20 protein-coding genes and 2 pseudogenes are annotated in these 24,797 nt (G+C 61.4%); 12 read left to right on the forward strand and 10 right to left on the reverse strand.

The window, feature by feature from the left end; translation table 11 throughout:
* Together P0D80_RS37240 and P0D80_RS37245 are read left to right on the forward strand one after the other, a co-directional pair.
* A partial coding sequence (locus P0D80_RS37240) for a substrate binding domain-containing protein (RefSeq protein WP_408291267.1) occupies positions 1 to 380 on the forward strand: 380 nt, incomplete at its 5' end.
* 356 nt (positions 381 to 736) lie between these two features.
* Positions 737 to 1,816, forward strand: a complete 1,080-nt coding sequence (locus P0D80_RS37245; protein WP_408291270.1) for a porin — start codon at positions 737 to 739, stop codon at positions 1,814 to 1,816.
* 83 nt (positions 1,817 to 1,899) lie between these two features.
* Here P0D80_RS37245 and P0D80_RS37250 read toward each other — a convergent pair whose 3' ends face one another.
* Both P0D80_RS37250 and P0D80_RS37255 read right to left on the reverse strand, forming a co-directional pair.
* Positions 1,900 to 2,274 (reverse strand): cupin domain-containing protein, encoded by a 375-nt coding sequence (locus P0D80_RS37250; RefSeq protein WP_408176847.1) that lies wholly within the window; start codon positions 2,272 to 2,274, stop codon positions 1,900 to 1,902.
* Positions 2,275 to 2,403: 129 nt separating this feature from the next.
* Positions 2,404 to 3,633, reverse strand: coding sequence for an MFS transporter (locus P0D80_RS37255; protein ID WP_408291272.1), 1,230 nt, complete (start codon positions 3,631 to 3,633; stop codon positions 2,404 to 2,406).
* Between the two features lie 449 nt (positions 3,634 to 4,082).
* Between P0D80_RS37255 and P0D80_RS37260 the strand changes: the two genes are divergently transcribed.
* The gene (locus tag P0D80_RS37260; protein WP_408291274.1) at positions 4,083 to 6,461 is read left to right on the forward strand and encodes a putative bifunctional diguanylate cyclase/phosphodiesterase; all 2,379 of its coding nucleotides are present in this window, start codon (positions 4,083 to 4,085) and stop codon (positions 6,459 to 6,461) included.
* 32 nt (positions 6,462 to 6,493) lie between these two features.
* Here P0D80_RS37260 and P0D80_RS37265 read toward each other — a convergent pair whose 3' ends face one another.
* A complete protein-coding gene (locus P0D80_RS37265) occupies positions 6,494 to 7,234 on the reverse strand; it encodes a hypothetical protein (protein WP_408176851.1) in 741 nt (246 codons plus the stop codon).
* Positions 7,235 to 7,617: 383 nt separating this feature from the next.
* Here P0D80_RS37265 and P0D80_RS37270 point away from each other — a divergent pair, with 383 nt between their 5' ends.
* From P0D80_RS37270 to ilvD, 3 genes are all read left to right on the forward strand, one after another.
* Positions 7,618 to 8,400 (forward strand): anti-sigma factor family protein, encoded by a 783-nt coding sequence (locus P0D80_RS37270; protein WP_408291277.1) that lies wholly within the window; start codon positions 7,618 to 7,620, stop codon positions 8,398 to 8,400.
* A gap of 20 nt (positions 8,401 to 8,420) precedes the next feature.
* Positions 8,421 to 9,428, forward strand: a complete 1,008-nt coding sequence (locus P0D80_RS37275) for a DUF1571 domain-containing protein (RefSeq protein WP_408291279.1) — start codon at positions 8,421 to 8,423, stop codon at positions 9,426 to 9,428.
* A gap of 272 nt (positions 9,429 to 9,700) precedes the next feature.
* A complete protein-coding gene (gene ilvD, locus P0D80_RS37280) occupies positions 9,701 to 11,563 on the forward strand; it encodes a dihydroxy-acid dehydratase (protein WP_408291281.1) in 1,863 nt (620 codons plus the stop codon).
* Positions 11,564 to 11,612: 49 nt separating this feature from the next.
* On the opposite strand, the gene P0D80_RS37285 is transcribed toward ilvD, so the two are convergent.
* Positions 11,613 to 12,818, reverse strand: a complete 1,206-nt coding sequence (locus P0D80_RS37285; RefSeq protein ID WP_408291283.1) for a tyrosine-type recombinase/integrase — start codon at positions 12,816 to 12,818, stop codon at positions 11,613 to 11,615.
* 166 nt (positions 12,819 to 12,984) lie between these two features.
* Between P0D80_RS37285 and P0D80_RS37290 the strand changes: the two genes are divergently transcribed.
* Positions 12,985 to 14,046, forward strand: a complete 1,062-nt coding sequence (locus P0D80_RS37290; protein WP_408291285.1) for a DNA-binding protein — start codon at positions 12,985 to 12,987, stop codon at positions 14,044 to 14,046.
* A 26-nt stretch (positions 14,047 to 14,072) separates the two neighbouring features.
* Here the strand turns inward: P0D80_RS37290 and P0D80_RS37295 are convergent, their stop codons facing one another.
* Positions 14,073 to 14,939 (reverse strand): SDR family oxidoreductase, encoded by an 867-nt coding sequence (locus P0D80_RS37295; protein WP_408291287.1) that lies wholly within the window; start codon positions 14,937 to 14,939, stop codon positions 14,073 to 14,075.
* 110 nt (positions 14,940 to 15,049) lie between these two features.
* Positions 15,050 to 15,436 (reverse strand): DUF4865 family protein, encoded by a 387-nt coding sequence (locus P0D80_RS37300; RefSeq protein WP_408291289.1) that lies wholly within the window; start codon positions 15,434 to 15,436, stop codon positions 15,050 to 15,052.
* Between P0D80_RS37300 and P0D80_RS37305 the strand changes: the two are divergent.
* Positions 15,415 to 16,045: pseudogene (locus P0D80_RS37305) on the forward strand (aliphatic sulfonate ABC transporter substrate-binding protein); the annotation flags it as partial. The gene P0D80_RS37300 and the pseudogene P0D80_RS37305 sit on opposite strands and share 22 nt — an antisense overlap.
* Positions 16,046 to 16,347: 302 nt before the next feature.
* On the opposite strand, the gene P0D80_RS37310 reads toward P0D80_RS37305, so the two are convergent.
* The 4 genes and pseudogenes from P0D80_RS37310 to P0D80_RS37325 form a co-directional block, all read right to left on the reverse strand.
* Complete coding sequence (locus P0D80_RS37310) at positions 16,348 to 17,100, reverse strand: amino acid ABC transporter permease (RefSeq protein WP_408291291.1); 753 nt, start codon at positions 17,098 to 17,100, stop codon at positions 16,348 to 16,350.
* Entirely contained in the window at positions 17,097 to 17,828 is a 732-nt protein-coding gene (locus tag P0D80_RS37315; RefSeq protein WP_408291293.1) for an amino acid ABC transporter permease, read from the reverse strand. Before P0D80_RS37315 ends, P0D80_RS37310 begins: the two co-directional genes overlap by 4 nt.
* Positions 17,829 to 17,931: 103 nt before the next feature.
* Positions 17,932 to 18,750 (reverse strand): ABC transporter substrate-binding protein, encoded by an 819-nt coding sequence (locus P0D80_RS37320; RefSeq protein WP_408291295.1) that lies wholly within the window; start codon positions 18,748 to 18,750, stop codon positions 17,932 to 17,934.
* A 183-nt stretch (positions 18,751 to 18,933) separates the two neighbouring features.
* Positions 18,934 to 20,257: pseudogene (locus P0D80_RS37325) on the reverse strand (LLM class flavin-dependent oxidoreductase).
* 241 nt (positions 20,258 to 20,498) lie between these two features.
* Here P0D80_RS37325 and P0D80_RS37330 point away from each other — a divergent pair.
* The 4 genes from P0D80_RS37330 to P0D80_RS37345 all read left to right on the forward strand — a co-directional run bounded on the left by P0D80_RS37330 (position 20,499) and on the right by P0D80_RS37345 (position 24,759).
* Positions 20,499 to 21,278: a GntR family transcriptional regulator gene (locus P0D80_RS37330; RefSeq protein ID WP_408291297.1), complete on the forward strand. Its 780-nt coding sequence runs from the start codon at positions 20,499 to 20,501 to the stop codon at positions 21,276 to 21,278.
* A complete protein-coding gene (locus P0D80_RS37335) occupies positions 21,275 to 23,008 on the forward strand; it encodes a fumarate reductase/succinate dehydrogenase flavoprotein subunit (RefSeq protein WP_408291299.1) in 1,734 nt (577 codons plus the stop codon). Before P0D80_RS37330 ends, P0D80_RS37335 begins: the two co-directional genes overlap by 4 nt.
* A 9-nt stretch (positions 23,009 to 23,017) precedes the next feature.
* On the forward strand, positions 23,018 to 23,263 hold the full coding sequence (locus P0D80_RS37340; RefSeq protein WP_408291301.1) for a 4Fe-4S dicluster domain-containing protein: 246 nt from the start codon (positions 23,018 to 23,020) through the stop codon (positions 23,261 to 23,263).
* A gap of 65 nt (positions 23,264 to 23,328) precedes the next feature.
* Positions 23,329 to 24,759 (forward strand): ABC transporter substrate-binding protein, encoded by a 1,431-nt coding sequence (locus P0D80_RS37345; RefSeq protein WP_408291303.1) that lies wholly within the window; start codon positions 23,329 to 23,331, stop codon positions 24,757 to 24,759.
* Positions 24,760 to 24,797: the final 38 nt, after the last annotated feature.

The following is a 24,797-nucleotide window of genomic DNA, read 5'->3' on the forward strand; positions in this document are numbered from 1 at the left end:
CTTATCTCCGCAAGAGCGGCACACCTGAGTCGCCGGAAGATCTTCCCGCCCATTTTCTCCTCGACATTGCCGACGGCCCGTCCGAGTGGCGCTTGCGTCGAGCCGAGGAGTTGTCGACCGTCGGCGTCCATCCGCGCTTCTTTGCCAATGACACGAGCACACTCCGGACAGTCTTGTTGTCTGGATCGGGATTGGCCTGGTTGCCTGACTATCTGTGTCATCAAGACATAGCAGATGGCAGATTGGTGCGCGTGATGCCGGATTGGGAAAGAGGCGAGCGGGAGATCAACGCGGTCTTTCCACGGCACCGAACGCTGTCACCCAAAGTACGGTCATTCGTGGACTTTCTGGCCACTCATTTCAGCAGCGAAACGCGGTAGATCTCGCTGCGCTGACCTCCTTCCCCGAGAGGGGAATCCATTCGCTTCGGCGCTCCACGAGTGAAACGTCGCGCCTCGTCTCCACGCGAAATCTGAACGCCGGCTGATCCGCGCACTGGCGTCCTGCGGTGCAAGAAATCTTTTACCGAATCCCATAGGCACGTTCTCGCTAACACCGTGAAAACCCGGATGACCAGATTCGGAATGTGGTGTTCCAGTCCGGAGCCTTGTGCGCTGAATAATGGCTGGGCACTTTTGAGTCATTGCACGGAGCATGGTACGGCCAACTCAATCAATAGAACGTGCCGTCACGCAAGCAGCGATTTTGTGAAACTCATCGGTACAAGGGGACAAAAGTGAAGTCATGGTTCTATCCAGGCGTTGCAGCTGTTGTTGCAACGGCCACACCCATCTCGCACGCGCAGAGTTCCGTTACATTGTACGGAATCCTTGACGTTGGGATTCAATACACCACGAATCAAGGTGGTCACCATAGTGTGCAGGAGGCCAGCAGCATGATGCGTGGAGACCGATGGGGTCTTCAAGGCCGTGAGGATCTTGGCGGGGGGCTCAGGGCGGTATTCAGGCTCGAAAGCGGGTTTTCGTTGAATAACGGCGTGCTGGGGCAGAGCACAGCGACTGCTCAGAGAATATTCGGGCGCTACGCCTATGTCGGACTGGCAAACGACAAGGTGCAGGTGCTATTCGGACGACAGCCCGATTTCATGCTGGACTACCTGCAGACCACGGCGAATTCCTGGTACGGCACATCGCTGGAATTTCACCCCGCAATCAACGCCAACTTCTTTGGGAACAACGGCAGCAATCCCTCGCTTGATCGCATTGGTGGAGGTGAAGTCGACAGCTCAGTGAAGGCGACGTGGAGCCCTGTGGAGTCGCTCCACTTCGGCGCGATGTACGGGTTCGGCGATGCGCCCGGAATCGGATCGCCCAATAGCACGCAAAGCTATGGAGCGACATGGACGACGACCGGTGCGCTTTTGGGCGCCGTCTACACGACACGGAAGGACAATCTGACGCCGAGCACGCTGCGTACGCTAGGCGTAGGCGGCACGGCATCTTTCGGCGATTTCATCTTCAATGCGCTCTACACCAATTCGAGGTGGACGCTTACCGGCGACGTGGCCGACATCTTCGATGTCGGTGTCCGGTACAACATCACGCCGTTCCAGGTTGTCGGAGCGGAATACACGTTCCTCGACAAGAACAATGGTCCGAAAAATGTCTTCTACGCAAGCATTCGCAGCACATATGGCGTGATCTACGACTACAAATTCAGCAAGGCCACGGATATCTACGTGACCTACGTCTTCCAGCATGCGACGGGTGGGCGTCAGGCTCAGCTATTCGGAATGTCACTTAGCTCGAGTTCCGCGCAGGGCGTCGCGGCAATCGGCCTGCGCCACTACTTCTAGAGACGGTGGCCGCTGCAGACTGAAGACCGCAGCGGCCTGTCTGGGCGCCACGCCCAATCGCCAGCCCCTTCAAACGATCGACCTCAGGTGGTTTCCACCGCCTGCTGCTTGCGGATGCGAGGCGGGTCATAAATGCTAAGCAACATCAACCAGCCCTCGCCAATATTTCGGATCGCATGCACCACGCCGCGCGGAATCCGCACGACTGATCCTGGTTTGACCTGAAAACACTTATCGGCGATGTCAATTTCGCCTTCGCCGTCGAGGATGTAAAACGCGTGGTTATCCTGATCAATATGCAATGGCGAATATCCGCCTGGAGCCACCTTCGCAATATCGATGTTGTAGGCATCGGTGTATTCGGTGCCCAGAATGTTGAAGATGAATTCGTAGCCGCGTGATCCTTCAATCTGATGCGATCTCCACGGCGTATCGAAAGTATGGGTAATGTGGTTCATTCCAGTCCTCTCTTGATGATGGTGGCGCTTTTGCCCAGGCGTGCTGGTCGGAAGTTGAAACATGGCTATTGCAACTTGAAGCGCCATGCGGGCGATGTTTGTCGCGGCATGGCGCAGGTCGCCGGATGATTATCGGCTGACGTGCTCTTTCACAAACAGCATGCAGATCGCGCCCAGCAGCGGGCCCACTGCGAGCGCGGCAAAGGCCATCTGAAATGAGTGGCTAGCCTGAAACACGAGACCTACGACAGCCGGCGACATCGCCGAGCCCGACTGCCAGACCGCATTCGCGATGCCGGCGGCAGAGCCAGCCCGATTGATGCCGCTCTGTTCGGCAACCAGCGTCACCAGCAGCGGGCTGTAGACGAATGCGCCGATACCGACGAACGGAGCCGCGAGACGAAATGCATCGATATCTGAAAGCTGGCCGAACGCCAGCAGAACCACAAAGAAGAAGAGAAACGACGCGACTGTCAATGCTTTGCGGCGTCCGCCCAGTTGGTCGGAGAGCCAGCCGATCGACGGTTTGCTGACGAGCCCTGCAACCCCTGCGATCGCCACAATGAACCCTGCTTGCACCGGAACGAGGTGATGTCCTTTGACCATGAGCGAAATCGCCCATGACGCAAAGCCAAGTGTGCCCCAGAACCCGCCGCAGCCTGCGAGCGCAAGCAAAACGAAGTTGCGCGTGAGGAGGGTCCTCAGACGCAACTTTTCCGAGGTGCGTCCCGACAGATGGACGTCGGAATGGATGGAATGGTTGCGGACGATCACCGCAGTCAGGATTGCCAGTATCAGCGCGCAAATACCGAGTCCGTGATAGGTGTTGCGCCAGCCAAGCTGGGTGACGACGCCAGGCAGAACCGCGTTGGTTACGATGACCGCGATGGACGACGCGCTCATCAGCAGACCGACGGCTCTGCCGCGTTCGTGCCGGGTAAACCATGTCGAAACGAGTTTCACGCCGGCCGCGTAGTCGGCGCCCGCGGTGAGCCCCATGATGCATTGCAATACGAGCCCCACAGCTAATGAGGGGGTGTACCCGAAGCAGAACGTCGCGACTGCGAGGCCGAAAAGGGAGACCGACAGGGTTGTGCGGCCACCGATCCGATCGGTCGTGACACCACCCACGACATTGGAGAGAACGTAGCCCGCGTAGAACGCCGTGACAAACACACCGAGGGCGGCAATGGGAAGCCCGAGCGACTGTCCGGCGGGAAGTGCCAGCGTTCCCCAGGCGAGGCGGCAGACCGTGCTCAACATGAGCCCGGCCCACGCGAAAAATAGAATCACCCAGCGGAATCGGGCGGCTTCTGCTTGCTCACTACAGCCCGTTGGCGTCGGAATGGCCGCTTGCATACTGTCTCCTCGCTACGATTGTCGGCTCGCTTTCGCGAGCGGGAATGGTGTCTATGATCGTGCGAAAAGCCGGCGAACAAAATCCGTCTACGGCAAAACCATGTTCCCGGCGTGGAACGACAGCGCGAGACCTCCAGAAAATCCGGCGTGTGCCGTAAACAAGCGGTGGTCCGATAAAACGCGGGCCGGAATCAGCGTCGTTCGTCATCGACGCGATTCGGAGTCAAGGAATGAATTGAGTCACGCTCAGGGCCACGACTTCAGGATGCGCGCGTCTTCTCCCAGAAGACCGGCACCTCTGATGGCCTTCCGCCCAGCCTGCTCGAACAGATCAACCCGTCGACGTGACGTTCCACATTGGAGCAATCGTGACCAGAAAGAAAGATACCCAAAGGCGTCGTTACCTGTGGCGAGGCAATTCAGGGGCAGACCCATTGGAGCAGTCGGCATTGAATGTACCGCCGGCGCGGCGCACCGCAGTATTTGGACTGATCCTCGTTCTGCTGAGCGTGCCGCTTCTGGCCTTCTGGGGAGCCTATGAAAGCTTGAGCGCCGGTTTCGCCGCGCAAGCCGCCAACGAGGCGGATAACGCTTTCGAGGAAGCCCGCTATAGCGTCGCATGGGAGGAGTCGGCCGAACGCAAGTACTTCCTCGACCCACGTCCGGAAGTTCTGCGGGAGCACAGCGAAGCCGGCGCGGCACTGGATGCTTCGCTGAAGAAGGCGATGGTGCTTGAACCCGGCAGCAGCACGATGCTGCTCGGCCTGCTGGAGAAGCACGCGAAGTATCGATCGTTCGCGAAGCCGATGTTCAAGGCCGTCGACGATCACGACATCGCCAAAGCCAATGAGATCGACGAGGATTCCGCCGATCCGCTCTTCGACGATATCGAGCACCAGGTCCTTGCAGCCGCGGCACAGCATCGCGACGATGCGACGACGCAACTCAACCGGCTCGTTGCCGTGCAACGGATCGTTCTGATATCGACCCCGGTGGTTCTGGCGATCGGGGTGGGGCTGACGCTGCTGTTTCTGCAGATGCTGCGGCGTATTCGCAAGAACGCGGACGCGGCGGCCCAGGATGCACTACGCACGAGCGAACAGCGGCTGCAGGCGCTTGTCGCGAACACGTCGGACGCGATACTCGTTTCCGACGTCAATGGGACAGTGACTTACGAGGCGCCGACGCGAAGACCGGATCCGTTGCGGAACATGGGTCAGCTCGTCGGCACCAGTCTGCTCGGTCCGATTCATCCCACTGATCGTCCCGCGCTGGCGGATCTGTTGCAAACCGTGGCGTCGACGGCTCGATCCACGAAGTCGATCGAGATTCGCACGCGAGGCGAGGGCGATAACTGGCGCTATATTCAGCTTACTTTGACGAATCTGCTCGACGAACCGGCGGTCGGTGCGATCGTGGCGACAGCGAGCGACATCACCGAAAGAAAGAACTTCGAGGAGCAACTCGCGCGACGGGCGTTCTACGATACGCTCACCGCGTTACCGAACCGCGCACTGCTGCTCGATCGGATTGGCCAGGCCGAAGTTCGCGCGCGTCGGCGCAATGCGATGATCGGCGTCGTTTTCATCGACCTGGATAACTTCAAGCGCGTCAATGACAGCCTTGGGCATCACGTGGGAGACCGGCTGCTGATCGCAGCGGCCAAGCGCCTCGAAGGCTGCGTTCGTCCCTCCGATACCGTCGCGCGATTGGGCGGAGACGAGTTCGTCATCCTGCTGGAACACCTCGGCAGCGAAGCAACCAGCGAAGGCACTCTGGTCGCGGACAACATCCTTGCTCAATTCAGTCAACCATTCGATCTCGACAACAAGCAGTACATCGTCAGCGCGAGCGTCGGGCTCGCATTCGCGCGCGCCGGCGGTGGCCGCGGCGATGCTGAAACGTTGTTGCGGGACGCCGACGTTGCGATGTACCGGGCCAAGAACGGCGGCAAGGGCCGCTATGTGGTGTTCGAAGAAGACATGCACACCGAAGCCGTCAAGAAGCTGGAGATCGAGACGGACCTGCGTTACGCGATCGAGCATCGTGAACTACGCGTGTATTTTCAGCCCATCATGCAGCTTCAGGCAGCAGGGTTCAGTGAAATGGAAGCGCTCGTGAGGTGGCAGCACCCCACGCGAGGTTTGTTGCCGCCATCCGAGTTCATTGCGATTGCAGAAGAAAGCGGCCTGATCATTCCGCTCGGACGATACGTACTCGAAGAGGCTTGCCAGCAAGTCGCCCGCTGGCAGCAGGAGTTCCCAACCGAGCCGCCCCTGCAGATCAGTGTCAATCTCTCGCCCCGGCAGTTCGATGATCCCAACCTCGTTGCCGACGTGGCGGCGGCGCTGTCCAGTGCTCAGATCGGCGCAGCGGCGCTGAAACTGGAGGTGACGGAAGGTCTGATCATGCGGGATACGGCAAAGAGCATCGAGACGCTCCGTAAGCTGAAAGAGTTTGGCGTAACGATCGCAATCGACGACTTCGGTACGGGTTACTCGTCGCTAAGCTATCTTCGCAAGCTGCCGCTGGATGTGCTGAAGATCGACCGCTCCTTCGTTCAGGGCATCGGCACGAGTGCCGAGGACGACGCAATCGTTCGAGCCGTCATCTCCATGGCGCAGTCTCTTGGCTTGTCTGTCACGGCCGAGGGGATTGAAACGGATGAGCAGGCGCGGCTCCTTCGGGAATGGTCTTGCCAGGCGGGACAGGGCTATCTTTTTTCGCGACCTCTGCCGGCGGAAGAGTTCACGACTCTGTTTCGCGCGCGTTCTTCCAGCTCCAGCCGCAGCCATTTAGCGGGGGACGTCACCATGGAATTGCTCTGACTCGCGGGCGTCATGTGGCTCGACCTGTCGGGTCACATCATGCCGCCCGAGCTTCCAATGCCGCCGACCCCGGTCCCACCCGTGCTGTTATTCGGTGATACCGCAATCGGATGTGCCGCTCCCGCCGTGGCCATCAGCGCGACGGCGGCGGCGGCCGGTTCACCGTTGGCGTCGATGGCGCCGCGAGCGAGGAGGGCTTCGAGATCACTGTCCTCGCCAGGCTGACCGGCAGCGAACGTGGTGGTCAGGAAATTGGGTGCGGACAGCGTAACACCATACGTTTGCTGTAGATTCTGGACGACCGCGGCCTGCGCGGTCAGCACGTCGGTCTGATTCGCGAGCGTCTGCTGGAACTGTGTGTTCACCCCGAAGCCGGCGATCAGTCCGGTTTCATTCGTGCCGAGTTGCGCCGCCAGATACGACACCAGCAGATCCGTCTCCGGCGTGACGTTGTACGTGCCGCCGGCGAATGCAACGGAATGCAGCATCGTCACGCCCGAGGTTGCGGCGATCAGGCAGGGCATCACTGCGCCGAGCGTCGCGTGGTAGTTTCCGTTCGCATCCGCCGCAACCGACATCGAGCCCCGCACGCAGTCGATGTTGATCGTCGCGTTCGCAAGTGCCTTGCCGGTTGCCGCGGTGCCGGCGATCGAAACCATCGACGTGCTGCTGCCGCTACCACCACCGCCTCCGCAGCCGGCGACCAACGCCATGGATGCCATCAGCAGCGTTGTGCCGACAGGCCGAATGAAGTGCTGCTGTCGAATGTTCATCGAAGTCTGCCGTTGGTTCGGACATGCTGTCTAAACGATCCGGTGCGAGCGCCTATTCCATCTTTCGCGTAAACCTTCATGCTGAGTAGGCTTGGCGAAATTGACTCGCCTGAGCGGCGGGCGGACCTTTGCGCGATAAACAGATACGCAACGGCAAACGCTCACTTCATACGATTGGAATAGAGCGCACCATGCGGACGTTTACTCACGGTATTGGCGCCGGATATTTCGAGCCCGTTCTGTGCCGGAACGTCATTCCCGGCTAGAAAGTAGGGGTTATGCCGCGGGCTCCGATTCACCGCGCGTGTGCGTGGATCTGCGACGGACGGCATTCCGTCATCAAGAGGCATCAGGGCAGGGCAGTTGCAACCTGCAAACTAGCCATGAACGACGACCGTGACCGGAGGACTCAAGGCTTGGGTGGTACCGATCTGCGGCCGCTATCGGCGTTTGCCGACAATGAACTCTCCGCGTCGGAGCGCGCAGCCGCGCTCCATTGGCTGGCAACCGACCTGGGAGCGGCCGAACGCGTGGGCGACTACCGCGCGCAAAAAGCCGCGCTGGCAGCATTGTTCAGGGATCCGCGAGACGACGCGCGCTGCATCATCGTGCGCCGCCGCTTCACGCCGTGGTGGCGGCAGGCTGGCCTCGCAGCCTCCTGCATGGCGATAGGCGTGGCGCTCGGCTCGTCATCCGGTTGGGTGTCGGCGAATTTCGCGGCCGCTCCACCCGTGTTCGCGGAGCGCGCCGACATCGCTTTCGCGGTGTACGCGCCCGAGCAACGTCACCCCGTGGAGGTCGCGGCGCTGCAACGCGATCAACTGGTCAACTGGTTGTCACGGCGCCTCGATCGACAGTTGACGGTGGCTTCGCTTCGGGAATATGGGTATTCGCTGATGGGCGGCCGCCTGCTGCCCGGCGAGTCCGGGCCTGCCGCGCAATTCATGTATCAGAACACGGCAGGCGCCCGGCTCACGATGTACGTCGCAGCGGTTCCAAAGGATGCGACAGCATTCCGCCTGTTTCGTGACGGCAATCGCAGCACGTTCTACTGGGGGAGCCAGGGAACGGGCTGCGCGCTGACCGGTCAACTCTCTGAGGCGCAATTGCGACCCATGGCGATCGACGCATGCAGCATGCTAGGGCAACCCTTCAAACGCCGGTAAACGAGCCACGGATTAAACCCATGACGTTTTGCGGATTTGGCATCTCCAATCATCCGGTACGCCGGCACACGCTGCCTGCTGCGGGATGGCGGACAATCGCGCGGACGTTGTTGCATGGGCTCGCCTTGACGTGCCTGATCGTCTCAATGGGTGCGTTCGCCCAATCGACCAGCCCGATTGCGCCGGCTTCATCCGGCGCAGCGGCGGGATGCGCGGATGTTGCCACGTCGGATACCGTGAATGCGGATATCGAGCAGTTCCGGTGTCTCCCGGCTCGCGAACAGGCAGCGTCATTGCGCACGCGGATCGAAAACCACTCGATTCTGTCCCTGACCGACGATCAGATCCTTGCCCTGATGGACGCGATGAAGCCTGAGGCCTTCGTCGAGTACGCGAAGTCCGACATGATTGCCGAAGACGCCTACGAATACAGCATGTTCCGTCAGGAGCGCATATCCGGAAGATGGCCGGAGCGCCCCGATCACATGCTTATCCGCTACCAGCACAGCCCTCGAAAAGTCTACGCAAAATGGCTGCCTGATGGCGCTCATGCGGGCCAGGAGATCCTTTACGACGAAACCACGGACCCGAAAAGCATGTTCGGCCATCTGGGCGGCCGGCTGCGTCTCGTGTCGGGCAAGGTCGCCGTCGACGGCCCGTTCGCGCACGCCCAGTCCCGCCATAGCGTCCGGGATCTCGGCTTGCAGTTCATCGCGCGCACTGTCGAGCACGATGCGCGCAGCTTTCGTGAAGAGGGCCTCAGCGAAAAGCCGGGCCGCATCGAACTCATGAACGCGCACGGCACGCGATTGCTTGCGTGGACATGGACCGCTCCGTCAGGACCGCCCGCGCATTACGCGCCGCGCGTCAGACTGCTGTTCGATCTTCAGCACACCTGGCCCTGTGGCGAAGCCGCGTGGGACGAACAGGGCGGCCTGCTGGAGCTGATCCGCTTCGAAGATGTCGTGCCTCGTCAGTGGAGCGAATCCATTTTCGATCGTGGCAACCCTGAATACGGTTTCCGCTGATGCGCCGCCCGGCGGAACGTTCACGCAACCGCCACTTCCTCGCCTGCGCCGACCGTCCATTAATATCTTTTCCGACTTAATTGCACCGGAAAAATATATTGGACGTCTTAAGCGTCCTCTCGCACTATTCGTACCTTCCCAGCCGCACGCGCACGCGCGCGCCATTGCGGGCCACCCTGCGGCAATCGCCGCGCCGGTCGCCGTTCGCGATGGTGCATGTGGCGGCCTGGGCACAATTCCAATGTCGACGACCCCAATACCTGAGGACACAGATGCCTGACTATCGATCGAAAACTTCGACCCATGGCCGCAACATGGCCGGCGCACGCGCCTTGTGGCGCGCCACCGGAATGAAGGACGGAGATTTCGGCAAGCCCATTATTGCGGTGGTGAACTCGTTCACGCAGTTCGTGCCGGGCCATGTGCATCTGCGCGACCTCGGCGCGTTGGTCGCGAAGGAAATCGAAGCGGCCGGCGGCGTCGCCAAGGAATTCAACACCATTGCCGTGGACGACGGCATCGCCATGGGTCACGGCGGCATGCTGTATTCGCTGCCCTCGCGCGAACTGATCGCCGACTCGGTGGAGTACATGGTCAACGCGCACTGCGCCGACGCCATGGTCTGCATCTCCAATTGCGACAAGATCACGCCGGGCATGCTGATGGCCGCCATGCGCCTGAACATCCCCGTCGTGTTCGTTTCCGGCGGTCCGATGGAAGCGGGCAAGGTCAAATCGCCGACGGACGGCCAGGTGATCGCCAAGATCGACCTGATCGACGCGATGATCAAGGCGGCCGACCCGAAGATCAGCGACGCCGAAGTGGCCGAGGTCGAGCGCAGCGCCTGCCCGACGTGCGGTTCCTGCTCGGGCATGTTCACCGCGAACTCGATGAACTGCCTGACCGAAGCGATCGGCCTGGCGCTCCCCGGCAACGGCACGATCGTCGCCACGCATGCATGGCGCAAGGGCCTGTTCGAGCAGGCCGGCCGCCTGGTGGTGGACCTGTGCCGCCGCTACTATCAGGAAGAAGACGTGTCGGTCCTGCCGCGCAGCATCGCGAGCAAGCAGGCGTTCGAGAACGCCATGGCGCTCGACGTGGCCATGGGCGGTTCGACCAATACCGTGCTGCACCTGCTGGCAGCGGCGCAGGAAGCCGGCGTCGATTTCACGATGTCCGACATCGATCGCATCTCGCGCAAGGTGCCGTGCCTGTGCAAAGCGGCGCCCGCCACCGACAAATACCATATCGAAGACGTGCATCGTGCCGGCGGCATTCTCGGCATTCTCGGCGAGCTGGCCCGCGCGGAGCTGCTCGACCTGTCGTGCGGCAACGTGCATAGCGGCACGCTGGGCAACGCCATCGCCAAGTGGGACGTGGCCGGCGACGCGGGCGAAGAAGCGCAGAAATTCTTCCGCGCGGCGCCGGGCGGCATTCCGACCACCGTCGCGTTCAGCCAGGAAGCCACGTTCGCGTCGCTGGATACCGACCGCAAGACCGGCTGCATCCGTAGCAAGCAGAACGCGTATTCGAAAGACGGCGGCCTCGCCGTGCTTTACGGCAACCTCGCGGACAAGGGCTGCATCGTCAAGACCGCCGGTGTCGACGAATCGCAGTGGATCTTCTCCGGACGCGCTCGCGTCTTCGAAAGCCAGGACGACGCCGTCGAAGCCATTCTGGGCGACAAGGTCGTGGCGGGCGACGTGGTCGTGATCCGTTACGAAGGTCCCAAGGGCGGCCCCGGCATGCAGGAAATGCTTTACCCCACGTCGTATCTGAAGTCCAAGGGATTGGGTAAGACCTGCGCGCTGTTTACCGACGGCCGCTTCTCGGGTGGTTCGTCCGGGCTGGTGATCGGGCACGCGTCGCCGGAAGCTGCGGAAGGCGGCAACATCGGCCTGGTGGAAGAGGGCGATGTGATCGAGATCGACATTCCCAACCGCAAGATGCACCTGGTGGTGTCGGACGCGGAACTGGCGCGCCGTCGCGAAGCCATGGAGGCACGCGGCGACAAGGCCTGGCTGCCGGTGAATCGTGAACGCGTGGTGTCGCAAGCGTTGCAGGCCTACGCCGCGCTGGCGACCTCGGCTGATCGCGGCGCGGTGCGGGATATTTCGCAACTTAAGCGCAAGTGAGATGGGACGGCTCTGGCACCCGCTGCAGGGCGGTCAGGGCCGGCCGGATTCACTTCCCCTCAGGTTTGGAATCGTCCCAGTTCATGCGGTGGCGATCGACTGTTTCGCGATGGCGCGCATCGTCTTCGGTATGGAGGTAAAGACTGGTCGTGTTGAGTGACACGTGGCCCAGATTGTCACGGATCGTCCGCAGATCCACACCGCCGTCTGCTTGATGCGAACCCGCGGTATGTCGAAGCCAGTGCGCCGATGCTCTTTCCAGTTCGTCCGCTCGATCGGCGAACTCGGCGCCTTTGGAGCGCAACCAACTGGCGGCATTGCCAAAAATGCTCTTGATCGCGTCGTGAATGGCGGAGCGGGACAGATTCCGGTTCCGGCCTCTGAATGGAATGACCAACGGTGTTTCTTCGCTCCGGGTGGGCAGAGGCGCCAAACCATTTTCAGTTCGGTAAAGCCGCATTTCCTGAATCAGCTCAGGCGAGGCGGGGACGATGCGCTCCTTGTTCCCCTTGCCGAGCGTTTCAAGCCACCACTGATCTTTGCCGTCAGCGCCTAGCCGGCGGGAAAAGTCGCCCATTTTCCCGCCGGCGACTTCAGATATCCGCATGCCCTGAAGATAGAAAAGCGTCGTCAGCCAGCGGCTACGGGCGTAATACGCCCGCTCATCGGCAGACTCGCGCGGCAGTTGCTCGACAAACACCTTCACTTCATCCCATAGCGACGTCGACAGATAGCGCGTCACTCGGGGCGCGGAGCGTTTGGCGCGCTGTCGAAGCAGCGCCATGGGATTGCCGCGCAGATAGCCGGCGTTGACCAGCCACGTGAACATCGCGTTCAGGATGATCAGCGCCTGACGCTGGCTGGCCGGCGACAGCGGCCCATTGAACGGACGCCAGCGCTCGTCGCCGCGGGGAAATTTGCCGCCGGTGGCCGAAACCCAGCGCGCCGCCGGCTGCGGATCGACGAGAAACCCCTTGAACCGCAGCAGATCCTCATGTGTCAGCGACGACAGCGGCTTGCCGAGTTGCACGACCGCCCACAGCAGCAGCCGCTCGGCTTCCTTGCGGTAGTTGTCGAACGTCGTCTTGGTGTCGGCGTAGTTCGACAGCCACGCGCGGACGGCGTCCAGATCGTTGGTGGCCGACAGCTGTGAGCCACCGGCTGCGCCACGGTTGGTGCCGTCACGACCGTCGAGAATTTCGGGAACGACTAGCGATTCGACGGGCTGAACGGTGACGAGTTGAGCATCAGGCACGGTTTTGAAGGTTCCAAAGACGAGATTCTTGCGCGAAAAGCATTCGGCACATCATACGCGACATTATAGTACTAATGTCGTGTAGCGGATACGAGTAAATTGTGTATTCAACGTTATACGTTGTATTATCAACACATTCGGATGATACAGCCGCCCAAGGATTCCCATGACTCTTGAAGCCGACATCGAAGCGTTGCGTGAGCGCGTCCCGGACACGCAGGAGCTTTATCGTGAGGTTTGCGCGCTGATGTTCTTCCGTTACGGAGAAACGCCGACAGCGAACAAGCTCTATCAACTTGTTCGCAAAGGCAGCATGAGCGCTCCGGCGAAAGCCTTGCGGGACTTCTGGACGGAAGTCAGGGACAAGACGCGGGTCGACGTCGGGCAACCAGATTTGCCGCCAGAAGTCGCGAGCGCCGCCGGCGAACTGGCGGCGACGCTTTGGCGGCTATCGGGCGACGCGGCCAATGCGGCGCTGGAAGTCTTCAGGCAAGACGCGCAGCGCGAAACAGCCGAGGCACGCGAACATGCACGAGGATTGGCTGCGGAACGCGACACTGCGATCGCCGCCGCCGAGCAGACGTCCCGCGACGCGGCAGACGTCCGCATTGAAAACGCGAAGCTGCTCGCGCGCCTGGTCGAACTGGAAACCGCCAAAACCATGCTCGCTGATCAGCTCGCGCAGTCCAGAAACGAAAGTGCGGCCGCCGCCACGGCGCTGTCGGAAGCCAGACGGGAATTCGCCGAGGAGTTGAGCAAGCTACGCGTCATGCACAATCAGAGCGAACAGCGCCTCGCCGCGACTGAAAAGCGGGCGCTCCTGGAGATCGACAGCGAGCGGACGGCCGCGCGCCAGACGCGCCAGGAACTGCAGGCCGCTATCGATCGGATGGCCGAGGCGCAGGCCACGCATCAGGCAGAACGAGATCAGCTGCGCGATGCGCTCGCTGCGGCGAAAACCCAGTTGTCGACGTCGATGACACGTTGCGCGAGCGTCGAAGGAGAACTGGCATCACGGGACATTGCGCTCGACGAACAAATCGCGGCGAGCGAACTCCTTCGCAAAAAGCTTGAAGCGCTGTCTCGTCAACTGGTGGAAAGCGGGCGCCCTGCTGCTACGTCCTCACCCTCTTCTCGCCGCCCGTCATCAGCCAGGAGACGGGACGTGCGCCGCGATTTGAAGTTCACGGAAACAGCGGCGGTTCGCAGGTCAACCTCGGAAAGCTGACGCAACGTGGGTACGCGCGTGTGATCTTAGATGATGGGCGCTCCGCCCGTCACCGCGATCGTTGCGCCCGAGATATAGCTCGCTTCATCGGAGGCGAGCATCACGTAGGCGGCGGCCAGTTCGGCCGGCTGGCCCGGGCGTTTCATCGGCACCTGCTCGCCGAATTTCTCGACTTTCTCGCGCGGCATGGTCGACGGAATCAAAGGCGTCCAGATCGGCCCGGGCGCGACACAATTCGCCCGTATGCCCTTCTCCGCCAGCAATTGAGCAAGACCGCCGGTGAAATTCTGAATCGCACCTTTGGTGGTCGCGTAGGCGATCAACCCCGGATTGGGATGATCCGCATTGATCGACGACGTATTCACGATCGACGCCCCTGGCTTCATATACTTCACCGCCGCCCGCGTAATCCTGAACATCGCGCCGATGTTGGTATCGAAAGTCTTGTCCCATTCTTCATCGCTGATGTCTTCGAGCGACGGATAGCTCATCTGATAGGCCGCATTGTTGACCAGCACGTCGAGGCGCCCGAACGCCTCGACGGCTCGCTCGACGATCTCCTTGCAGTGCGCTGGGTTCGTGATGTCGCCACGCAGCAGCAACGCCTTGCGGCCGGCATCCTCCACCCAGCGCGCGGTTTCGCGCGCATCGTCGTCTTCGTTGAGGTAGGCGATCAGCACGTCCGCGCCCTCACGCGCGAACGCAATGGCGACAGCGCGGCCGATTCCACTGTCGCCGCCGGTAATGATGGCGGCCTTGCCGGCAAGACGCCCTGAGCCCTTATACGATTGCTCGCCGTGATCCGGTTGCGGCTTCATGGGCGCGGTTAGCCCCGGCGTCTGGTCCTGCTGCTGGTTTGGAAAAGGTGGCGTGGGACGTTGCGGGTCGGTCATGACGGATCTCCAAAGCGCGGATGAGCATACGCGGCGCGCTAAAAGCACGCGGCGGCTGCCGTAGACGCAGCAACGTTCGGGCCCGCGCGCATCGCCGTACCGAACCGGCGTCAGGCATGCGTGCTGCTCAACGGCGTGGTCGGCACAGCATGCGCGGTTAGCTCCCGCAGACGCGCCAGCCCCGGCGCAGCCAGATAGGCGATTTCATAGCCGACGACACCCTCGATCGCGCGCAGCGGCGCCGATCTCAGCGTAAAACGCGCGAGCTTCCAGTTGAACGCATCGAGGCCCACGAGCGAGACGACGACATCGTCGCGCGTGGCAACCCGCGCGTTACGCTCGGCCTCGGCGGCGCTCAACCCGGCGAGATCGACGCCCTCGCCGACCGGCAACTCTTCACGATAGATCGACATCGCGGGCGCGGAATGACCCGCGTGCACAGCAAGCGGCAACCACGTCTGAATCGGCGGACGGCCGAACGTCGCCGATCCGCACACTCGCTGATCTGAAGGGCAAAAAGATCGCCGCCACCAAAGGCACAGATCCTTTTCTATTTACGCTGCGTGCGCTGCATACCGCCGGACTTTCCCGCGACGACGTCGAGATCGTGAATCTGCAACATCCCGATGGACGTGTCGCGCTCGCCAACGGTCAGGTGGACGCGTGGGCCGGTCTCGATCCGCACATTGGCCGCCGCGCAGATCGACGACGGCGCGCGCCTCCTGTACCGCAACGTCGACTTCAATACGTGGGGCTTACTCGACGCGCGCGAAGACTTCATCAGCGCGCATCCCGATACGCTGGCGCACGTCCTGACGGTTTACGAAAAGGCGCGCCTGTGGATCGCGGCCCATCCTGAAGAGACCGCGAAAATCGTCGCCGAGGAATCGAAGGTATCGCTGCCGGTGGCGAAACTGCAGTTGAGCCGCAACGACTTCAGCCACCCGCAACCGGGCGCCAGACAACTCGCCGCGCTCAAGGCCGCTGCGCCTATTCTCACGCAGGAGCAACTGGTTAAACCGGACACGAACCTGAACCAGATCATCGACGCGTTGATCGATGCAAAGCCCGCGCAGCCAATTATCGCGGCCGACGCAGGCAAGTAAGCCGACCACACCGCCATGGCTACCGACGATTCACTGTCGCTCGAGGACTCCGCATCAACCGTTCGACGGCATCGCGAAGCGCCACCACGACGCGATCCGCTGAAGACCTGGCGCGTGGCGGGACTTGCGTTGCCGCCATCGACACAGCGAGGCCGCGCGACAGGCGCGACCTGTCGTTAATGAACTGCGCGCGCAGTTGCTGGACGGATTGAACGGGACTGTCGGGCAGCACTGAACGTCTCGGATCGGCGCACAGGTCACGCCAACGAGCCGTGCCCCGGTCCATGCACAAACTCAGCGCGTCAGGGCATCGCCACGCTACGCTCTTTGCTGCGCGCCGTGCCGGCCTCGGTTTCCGTGTCGGTGCCAGTGACGTGAACGGCTGGCGCGCGCAACAACACACGAGACGCAATCCATTGCAGCGCAGAGCACAAAACCAGATACACGATCCCGACGAACACGAAAATCTGCGCGGGGTAAATCATCAGACGGCTGTTGACCTGATTGGCGAGAAAGGTGAATTCCGGCACCCCGACGATATACGCGAGCGAAGTCTCTTTAATGAGCGACACCCACTGATTGACGAACGACGGCATCATCACGCGTACCGCCTGCGGCAGCACCACATAGCGTAACGCTTGCCAACGCGTCAGCCCGAGTGACAGCGCCGCGTTCTGCTGGCCCGCTCCGATCGAGACGATGCCCGCATGTACCGAATGCGACAGATACGCGCCACCGATCAACGACAGCGCGCACACCACCGCCGCCAGACCCGGCACGTCGACATGCAGCAGAATCGGCATCAGGAAGAACGCCCAGAAAATCAGCATCAGCACCGGAATCGCCCGGAAAAACGCGACGATTCCGAGCAGAAGCAGATGCGTGACGCCGCGCGTCATCGAGAGCGCCACGCCGCCTGCCAGACCTACCGCAGCGGACAGCAGCGCCGACACCACCGACAGCACCACAGTCAACGCCGCGCCACCAAGCGGCCCATTGGGGAACGCACCTAGCAGCAGATATCGCAGCGTCGGCAGCCATTCGAGCGCACTCATGCATGCCCCCTTTGCAACGCACGCGCACCCGTGCGTTGCCAGATCACCAATGCAATTTCGATCAACGCGATGGTGAGGACATACAGCACGGTTGCCGTACCGAAGGCCTGAAAAGTCCTGAAGCTCTCCGTGTCGACCTGACGCGACATATACGACAGCTCGGCCACGCCGATCGCCATTGTCAGCGACGAGTTCTTCACGATATTCATGTATTGCCCCGCGAGCGGCGGCGTGGCGATACGCACCGCTTGCGGCAAGATCACATGACGTAAGGTGGCGTAACGCGTCATGCCCAAGGCGGCGCCCGCCTGATATTGCGCGACGCCCACGCCGCGAATGCCGGCGCGAAACTCTTCGGCGATAAAGGCGGTGCTGTAGCAGGTCAAGCCGAGCCAGCCCGCGAACAGCTCGAAGCTCGGCCAGCGCAAGACAAGAGGCCCAACGCTCAACAGATGCGGCGCGTTCAGCCACGTCATCCACAGCTGGGGCAGCAGCGTCGCCGCGCCGAAGTACCAGAATAGCAACTGCACCAGCAGCGGCGAATTGCGAAACACGAGCACATAGAGGCGTGCCGCAACGGCGACCGTGCGATGTTGGGAGATTTGAGCCATCGCCAGCCCGAAGCCTAGCAACGTGGCGCATACGCTTACGCAAGCCGACAGAACCAGGGTGATGACAAAGCCATGTGCGAGCCAGTCGAGATAGCGAGGCTCCAGCCAGAGATTCATGAAATGCATTCGAAAAACCGCGGTCCTCTATCAGCAAGACGGCCCGGCCGCGCGTTTCGAGTCATGACCGGGCCGTATTCAGGCGCTTAGAAAGCGACGTACGTCAGCTCTTTTGCGCGTCGCCGATCTTGAACAAACGTGGCAACGGCGCGGCACTTGTCGGGCCGAACCAGGTGTCGTAAATCTTGCCGGCCGTGCCTTTGGCCTCCAGATCCTTCAACGTCTCGTTGACGACATTCAGCAGTCGCGTCTCGCCCTTCGGCACACCCACACCTTCGTAGTCGTTGGAGATGGTGAACGGCGGGATCTCGTAGTTCGCCTTGTCCGGCACTTTAGCCAGCAACGCGACGAGCTTCGGCCCGTCTTGCGTAATCGCCTGCACATTGCCCGTGCGCAGCGCGGCGAAAGCGAACGGCGTGTCGTCGTAAGCGACGATCGTGGCGCCCGGGAATTGCGCGCGCACCTGCTGCTCATTGGTCGTGCCTTTGTCCGCGCCGATACGCAAGCTGTTCAATTGCTGCGGCGACGTGAGCGTGCCCTTCTTCGCGATGAACTGCGTGCCGGACGCAAAATACGGGGTGCTGAAATCCACCTCCTTCTTGCGATCGTCGGTAATCGTGAAGTTGGCGAACACCAGATCCACCTTGCCCGACTTCAGGAAGGCGATACGGTTGGCAGGATTGGTCGGCTGGATATCGAGCTTGACGCCGAGCCGGGTCGCGAGAGCACGCGCATAGTCGATGTCGAGCCCGACGATCTGGTTGTTCTTCGGATCGACGAAGCCAAACGGCGGATTGCTGTCGAACGCGGCAACGCGCAACACGCCCGCTTTCTTGATGTCGTCGAGGCGATCCGCGTGCGCGGCGGTAGACATGACGAGCAAACTTCCGGCAAGGACTGCCCCAAGCACTCTGAAATTCATAGCGGTGGTTTCCTGTTGTTCTTGATGATCCGCGCAAGACGTCGATCGACGTTCTTTCTTGCGCGTGAGCCACTCACTCTACCAACGCTGCCGGACAGAACAAACGAAGCAATTCTCAGGTGCTAAGCGGCGAAAGTCATATCGCCGGCGCTGGAATGCCCGCGTTGCCAGGAGCGGCTCACATCACGCGGGAAAAAACCGGTTTTCAGGCCGCGGCAAACCGAGATTCTCGCGCAGCGTCACGCCTTCATACTCGCGCCGGAACAGCCCTCGCTTCTGCAATTCAGGAATGACTTTATCGACGAAGTCATCGAGGCCGGCGGGAAGGTGCGAGAACATCACATTGAACCCGTCCGAGCCCTCCTCCACCAACCACTGCTCCATCTGATCCGCGATCATCGCAGCCGTGCCGACCATCTCAAGTCCCGAGTAGCCGCCAATGCGCTGCGCGAGCTGGCGAATCGTCAGGCCATCACGCTGCGCCCATTCGACCACTCTTTGCCGTGCCGTACGGCTCGCATTGGTTTCGGGGATTTCCGGCAATGGACCGTTCGGATCGAAGCCGGACACATCGTGCCCCAATGCAATCGACAACGAAGCGAGGCCGCTCTCGTAGTGCACGAACGTGTCGAGTCGCGCGCGCGTCTCCTGCGCCTCGTCCAGCGTATCGCCCACCACGACGAAGGCGGCCGGCAAGATCTTCATGTGATCGCGCTGCCGACCGAGTTTCTCCATGCGGCCTTTTCACATCGGCGTAGAAGCGCTTTCCGTCAGCCAGATTGCTTTGCGCGGTGAACACCACCTCGGCGGTTTCAGCCGCGATCTGCCGCCCCGCTTCGGATGAACCGGCCTGCACGATGACCGGCCAGCCCTGAACGGGGCGCGCGATATTCAACGGTCCGCGCACGGAGAAGTTGTCGCTCTTGTAATTCAGCACATGCAGTTTCTGCGGATCGAAGTAGGTACCGGTTGCCGTATCGCGGATAAAGGCGTCGTCGGCCCAACTGTCCCACAGGCCGGTGACCACATCGAAGAACTCGCGGGCACGCCGATAGCGTTCGTCATGCTCGACATGCTCGTCGAGGCCGAAATTGAGCGCGGCGTCCGGGTTCGACGTCGTCACGAGATTCCATCCCGCGCGGCCGCCGCTGATGTGATCGAGCGAGGCGAAACGCCGGGCGACGTGATAAGGCGCGTCGAACGTGGTGGACGCGGTGGCGACCAGCCCTAGCCTTTCGGTTACCGCCGCCAGCGCGGGCAACAGCGTCAGCGGCTCGAACGAAGTGACCGTGTGGCTATGCTTGAGCGCATCCAGCGGCATATTGAGCACCGCGAGATGGTCGGCCATGAAGAACGCGTCGAAGCGGCCGCGTTCGAGCGTCTGCGCAAAACGCTTCAGATGGCCGAAATTGAAGTTGGCGTCCGGATAGGCGCCGGGATAGCGCCATGCGCCGGTATGAATCGTCGTGGGACGCATGAAGGCGCCGAGGCGAAGCTGACGTGACATGTGCCGCTCTCCATTGCGAATAGGTCGAGCCAGTTTAATCGCGCTTCGCCGCGGCTGCTTGCGGCCGATTCGCGGGTCATTCCCACTCCGGGGCGCCGTGCCGCGCGGATGCGCGCCGGCATCCATCCCAAATGCGCCCCAGAAGAAATACAAAGCACAAAATCTTCGTTCGCCCGGCACGACTCCATCACTAGACTGTGATTCAACTTGTCATAACAAGTACAGACAACCCCGCAAAACCATGACGAAACCCGACCTCGCCAACGTGCTGCCGCTTGCCGCTGCTCCGCTCTACGAGCAGATCAAGACGGAGTTGCGCGCGCGCATTCTCAACGGCACGTATGCGGCCCATTCGCAGATGCCCTCCGAAAACGATCTGTGCGCGATGTTCGACGTCAGCCGCATCACCGTGCGGCAAGCACTCGGCGATCTGCAGAAGGAAGGCCTCGTTTTCAAACTGCACGGCAAGGGCACCTTCGTTTCCAAGCCGAAAGCATTCCAGAACGTCAGCGCGCTGCAGGGCTTCGCCGAAGCGATGTCGTCGATGGGCTATGAAATCGTCAACCAGCTCAAGCACATCCGTTTCATTCCGGCCACCGCCCAGATCGCTCAGCGCCTTGAGTTGCCCGAAGGCGCGAAAGTGGCCGAGATCCATCGGGTGCGTCTGCTCAATCGCGAACCGGTGTCGCTGGAAATCACATGGGTGCCCGAAGCATTAGGCAAGCGCCTCGCCAATGCCGACCTCGTCACGCGCGACATCTTTCTGATTCTCGAGAACGATTGCGCCGTGCCGCTCGGCCACGCGGACGTTTCCATCGACGCCATTCTCGCCGACGAAGACATCGTCGAAGCATTGAACGTCGAGGAAGGCAGCCCGGTGCTGCGGATCGAACGTCTCACCCATAGCGCGGACGGCACGCCGATCGACTACGAATACCTCTATTTCCGCGGCGATGCATTCCAGTACCGCTTTCGCATCGATCGTCAGAAAGAGAAGAAGAGCACAAGGAAGACGAAATGAATACACATGTGATCGAGTACGACCTGGTCGTCGTGGGCGGCGGCACGGCCGGCCCTATGGCTGCCGTCAAGGCCAAGGAACAGAACCCGAACCTCAAGGTACTGCTGCTGGAAAAGGCCAACGTCAAGCGCAGCGGCGCGATTTCGATGGGCATGGATGGCCTGAACAACGCCATCATCCCCGGTCACGCGACACCCGAGCAGTACACGCGCGAAATCACCATCGCAAACGACGGCATCGTCGATCAGTCGGCCGTCTACGCTTACGCGAGGCACAGCTTCAAGACCATCGAGGAACTGGACCGCTGGGGCGTGAAGTTCGAAAAAGACGGCACCGGCGACTATGCCGTCAAGAAAGTGCATCACATGGGCTCTTATGTCCTGCCGATGCCGGAAGGCCACGACATCAAGAAAGTGCTGTACCGGCAGCTCAAACGCGCGCGCATTGCGATCACCAATCGGATCGTTGTCACTCGCGTGTTGACCGATGCGCAAGGGCGCGCCTGCGGCGTGCTGGGCTTCGATTGCCGCACGGCCGATTTCTACGTGGTGCGCGCCAAGGCGGTGATCCTCTGCTGCGGCGCGGCGGGCCGGCTCGGCTTGCCGTCGTCGGGATATCTGATGGGCACTTACGAGAACCCCACCAACGCCGGCGACGGCTACGCGATGGCCTATCACGCCGGCGCCGCGCTGGCGAATCTTGAGTGCTTCCAGATCAACCCGCTGATCAAGGACTACAACGGCCCGGCCTGCGCCTACGTGACGGGACCGCTCGGCGGTTTTACGGCCAACGGCAAGGGTGAACGCTTTATCGAATGCGATTACTGGAGCGGGCAGATGATGTGGGAGTTCTATCAGGAACTGCAGAGCGGCAATGGCCCCGTGTTTCTGAAGCTCGACCATCTCGCGGAAGAAACCATTCAGACCATCGAGCAGATTCTGCATACGAACGAGCGGCCGAGCCGCGGACGTTTTCATGCGGGACGCGGCACGGACTATCGCGAGCAGATGATCGAGATGCACATCTCCGAGATCGGCTTTTGCAGCGGTCATAGTGCATCCGGCGTGTACGTGAACGCGCGCGCGGAAACTACGGTTGCGGGTCTCTATGCTGCCGGCGACATGGCGGCCGTGCCGCACAACTACATGCTCGGCGCGTTTACCTATGGCTGGTTCGCCGGCCACAACGCCGCGCAATACATCGAGGGCCGCGAGCATGCCGCGCTGGACGACGAGCAGATCGAAGCTGAGCGCTCACGCATCTACGCCCCACTCGAACGGGACACCGGTCTCGCGCCGCCGCAAGTCGAATACAAGCTGCGCCGCATGGTGAACGACTATCTGCAACCGCCGAAAGTCACGCGCAAGATGGAAATCGGCCAGCAGCGCTTTGCCGAAATTGCCGACGACATCGGCCGGATCAAGGCCGACAATCCGCACGAACTGATGCGCGCTGCCGAAGTGCGGGCGATTCGCGATTGCGCCGAAATGGCCGCGCACGCATCGCTGTATCGCACAGAGAGCCGCTGGGGGCTGTACCACCATCGAGTCGACTATCCGCAGCGCAACGACGCGGACTGGTTTTGCCACACGCATCTGCGCAAGGACGCAACGGGTCGCATGCGCAGCGAAAAACGCGCCGTCGAACCCTACGTGGTGCCACTCGACGCTCACGACAGTCACGCCTATCAGAACTTGCGCATCGCCGAGCCCGCGCTTGCCGACGCCTGAGGAGCCACCATGCCGACGACACCGCACAACATTTTCCAGCGCAGCGCCGCACCCGTCACGATCGACGAGGACAAGTGCATTGCCGACAAAGGCTGCACGGTCTGCGTGGATGTCTGCCCGCTAGACCTGCTCGCGATCGATCTGAGCAAAGGCAAGGCCTATATGAAGTTCGACGAATGCTGGTACTGCATGCCTTGCGAAAAAGATTGCCCGACCGATGTGGTCAGGGTCGAGATTCCCTATCTGCTGCGGTAACGACGAAGCATCGCGACGAACCATCCACTTTGAAACACGGCCGCTTATCAACCGGGGTTTAACTCATGAATATCCGTCATCTGCTTGCCACGACGCTCCTCGCGAGCGGCCTGCTGGCGTTCACCGCCGGCGCGGCGCGTGCCGAGACCATCCGCATTGCGATCGGCACTCAGGACACGACGATCAATTGCGCCACCGGCGGCCTGCTGATCCGCGAACTGAATCTGCTCGACAAGTATCTGCCGCACGACGGCAAGTACAAGGACGTCAAATACGACGTGCAATGGAAAGACTTCACGTCCGGCGCGCCGATCACCAATGAGATGGTCGCGGGCAAGCTCGATTTCGGATCGATGGCGGACTTTCCTGGTTCATTGAACGGCACGGCCTTCCAGAAGGCGGGTAAGAAGAGCGTGTTCATTACCGTGCTCTCAGGCAGCATCGAGGGTAGCGGCAACGGCATTGTCGTGCCGGACGACTCGCCGATCCGCTCGGTCGCCGACCTGAAAGGCAAGACGATCTCGGTGCCGTTCGCCTCGGCAGCGCACGGCATGCTGTTGCGGGCCGTGAAGGCACAAGGCTGGAATCCCGACACCGACGTGAACATCATCACGCAGTCGCCGGAAGTGGCAGGCAGCGCGCTAAAAGCGCATAAGATCGACGCCCATGCCGACTTCGTGCCGTTCGCCGAACTGTTCCCGTTCCGCGGCTTTGCGCGCAAGATTTACGACGGCGCGCAGACGCATGCGCCGACCTTCCACGGCACGCTGGTCGATGCGGACTACGCGAAGCGCTATCCGGAGGTGGTGGTCGCGTATCTGCGCGCGGTGATCGAAGCCAACCAGCTGTTCGCGCAAGATCCGGAGAAGTACAGTCAGCTGATCCAGAAAGTGACCGGCATCGACGCCGAAGTCAATTATCTGTTCCACGGGCCGCTCGGTCTGCAAACGCGTGATCTGACGTGGAAGCCCGAATACCGCCAGGCGACGGTCACGGCCATCAGCACGCTCAAGCTGCTGAAGAAGACCGACGTCGATCTGGATGTGAACACCTTCATCGACGATCGCTATATCCGCGAAGCGTTCAAGCAATCCGGCCTGAACTACGACGCGGCGCTCAAGAACTACGCGAAGCAACCGCTCGTCGCCGATGACGCGCAAACCGGCAAGCGCATCACCGATCTGCGCAGCGTCACGCAGGTCTGGGTCGATGGCGAAGGCAAGGTGCGCGACTACGCGTCGGCCCAGGAAGCGTTCGCCGCGGTCAATACGCTCGAACGAGGCGGCAAGAAAGTGCGCGTCGTCTACATCCAGGATCATTCGAGCGGACTCAAACTCTTTGCCAATCAGGCCTGGTACGTGAAGGACGCCAAGGGCAACCTCGCCGGATTCCTCCTGAAAGAAAACGCGGATAGCTACGCGAAACAGGTGAACGGCAATGTCGTGGATTTCGCGGCCGCCAAAACCGACGCGACACAAGCCGTCGCGGCGCGCTGAGCGCCGAGCCGCGGCCTGCCTCACTCAGGAGAGTCGTC

The organism is Paraburkholderia sp. RL17-373-BIF-A, from assembly GCF_046030175.1.
In the GTDB taxonomy this organism is placed as follows: Bacteria; Pseudomonadota; Gammaproteobacteria; order Burkholderiales; family Burkholderiaceae; genus Paraburkholderia.

Excerpts from the sequence above, each read along its gene's own strand:
- P0D80_RS37345 (WP_408291303.1), top strand. The coding sequence starts at position 23,329 with ATGAATATCCGTCATCTGCTTGCCACGACGCTCCTCGCGAGCGGCCTG.
- P0D80_RS37310 (WP_408291291.1), bottom strand. The coding sequence starts at position 17,100 with ATGAGTGCGCTCGAATGGCTGCCGACGCTGCGATATCTGCTGCTAGGT.
- ilvD (WP_408291281.1), top strand. The coding sequence starts at position 9,701 with ATGCCTGACTATCGATCGAAAACTTCGACCCATGGCCGCAACATGGCC.
- P0D80_RS37340 (WP_408291301.1), top strand. The coding sequence starts at position 23,018 with ATGCCGACGACACCGCACAACATTTTCCAGCGCAGCGCCGCACCCGTC.
- P0D80_RS37290 (WP_408291285.1), top strand. The coding sequence starts at position 12,985 with ATGACTCTTGAAGCCGACATCGAAGCGTTGCGTGAGCGCGTCCCGGAC.
- P0D80_RS37295 (WP_408291287.1), bottom strand. The coding sequence starts at position 14,939 with ATGACCGACCCGCAACGTCCCACGCCACCTTTTCCAAACCAGCAGCAG.
- P0D80_RS37335 (WP_408291299.1), top strand. The coding sequence starts at position 21,275 with ATGAATACACATGTGATCGAGTACGACCTGGTCGTCGTGGGCGGCGGC.
- P0D80_RS37330 (WP_408291297.1), top strand. The coding sequence starts at position 20,499 with ATGACGAAACCCGACCTCGCCAACGTGCTGCCGCTTGCCGCTGCTCCG.
- P0D80_RS37320 (WP_408291295.1), bottom strand. The coding sequence starts at position 18,750 with ATGAATTTCAGAGTGCTTGGGGCAGTCCTTGCCGGAAGTTTGCTCGTC.
- P0D80_RS37315 (WP_408291293.1), bottom strand. The coding sequence starts at position 17,828 with ATGAATCTCTGGCTGGAGCCTCGCTATCTCGACTGGCTCGCACATGGC.
- P0D80_RS37270 (WP_408291277.1), top strand. The coding sequence starts at position 7,618 with ATGAACGACGACCGTGACCGGAGGACTCAAGGCTTGGGTGGTACCGAT.
- P0D80_RS37255 (WP_408291272.1), bottom strand. The coding sequence starts at position 3,633 with ATGCAAGCGGCCATTCCGACGCCAACGGGCTGTAGTGAGCAAGCAGAA.
- P0D80_RS37250 (WP_408176847.1), bottom strand. The coding sequence starts at position 2,274 with ATGAACCACATTACCCATACTTTCGATACGCCGTGGAGATCGCATCAG.
- P0D80_RS37265 (WP_408176851.1), bottom strand. The coding sequence starts at position 7,234 with ATGAACATTCGACAGCAGCACTTCATTCGGCCTGTCGGCACAACGCTG.
- P0D80_RS37275 (WP_408291279.1), top strand. The coding sequence starts at position 8,421 with ATGACGTTTTGCGGATTTGGCATCTCCAATCATCCGGTACGCCGGCAC.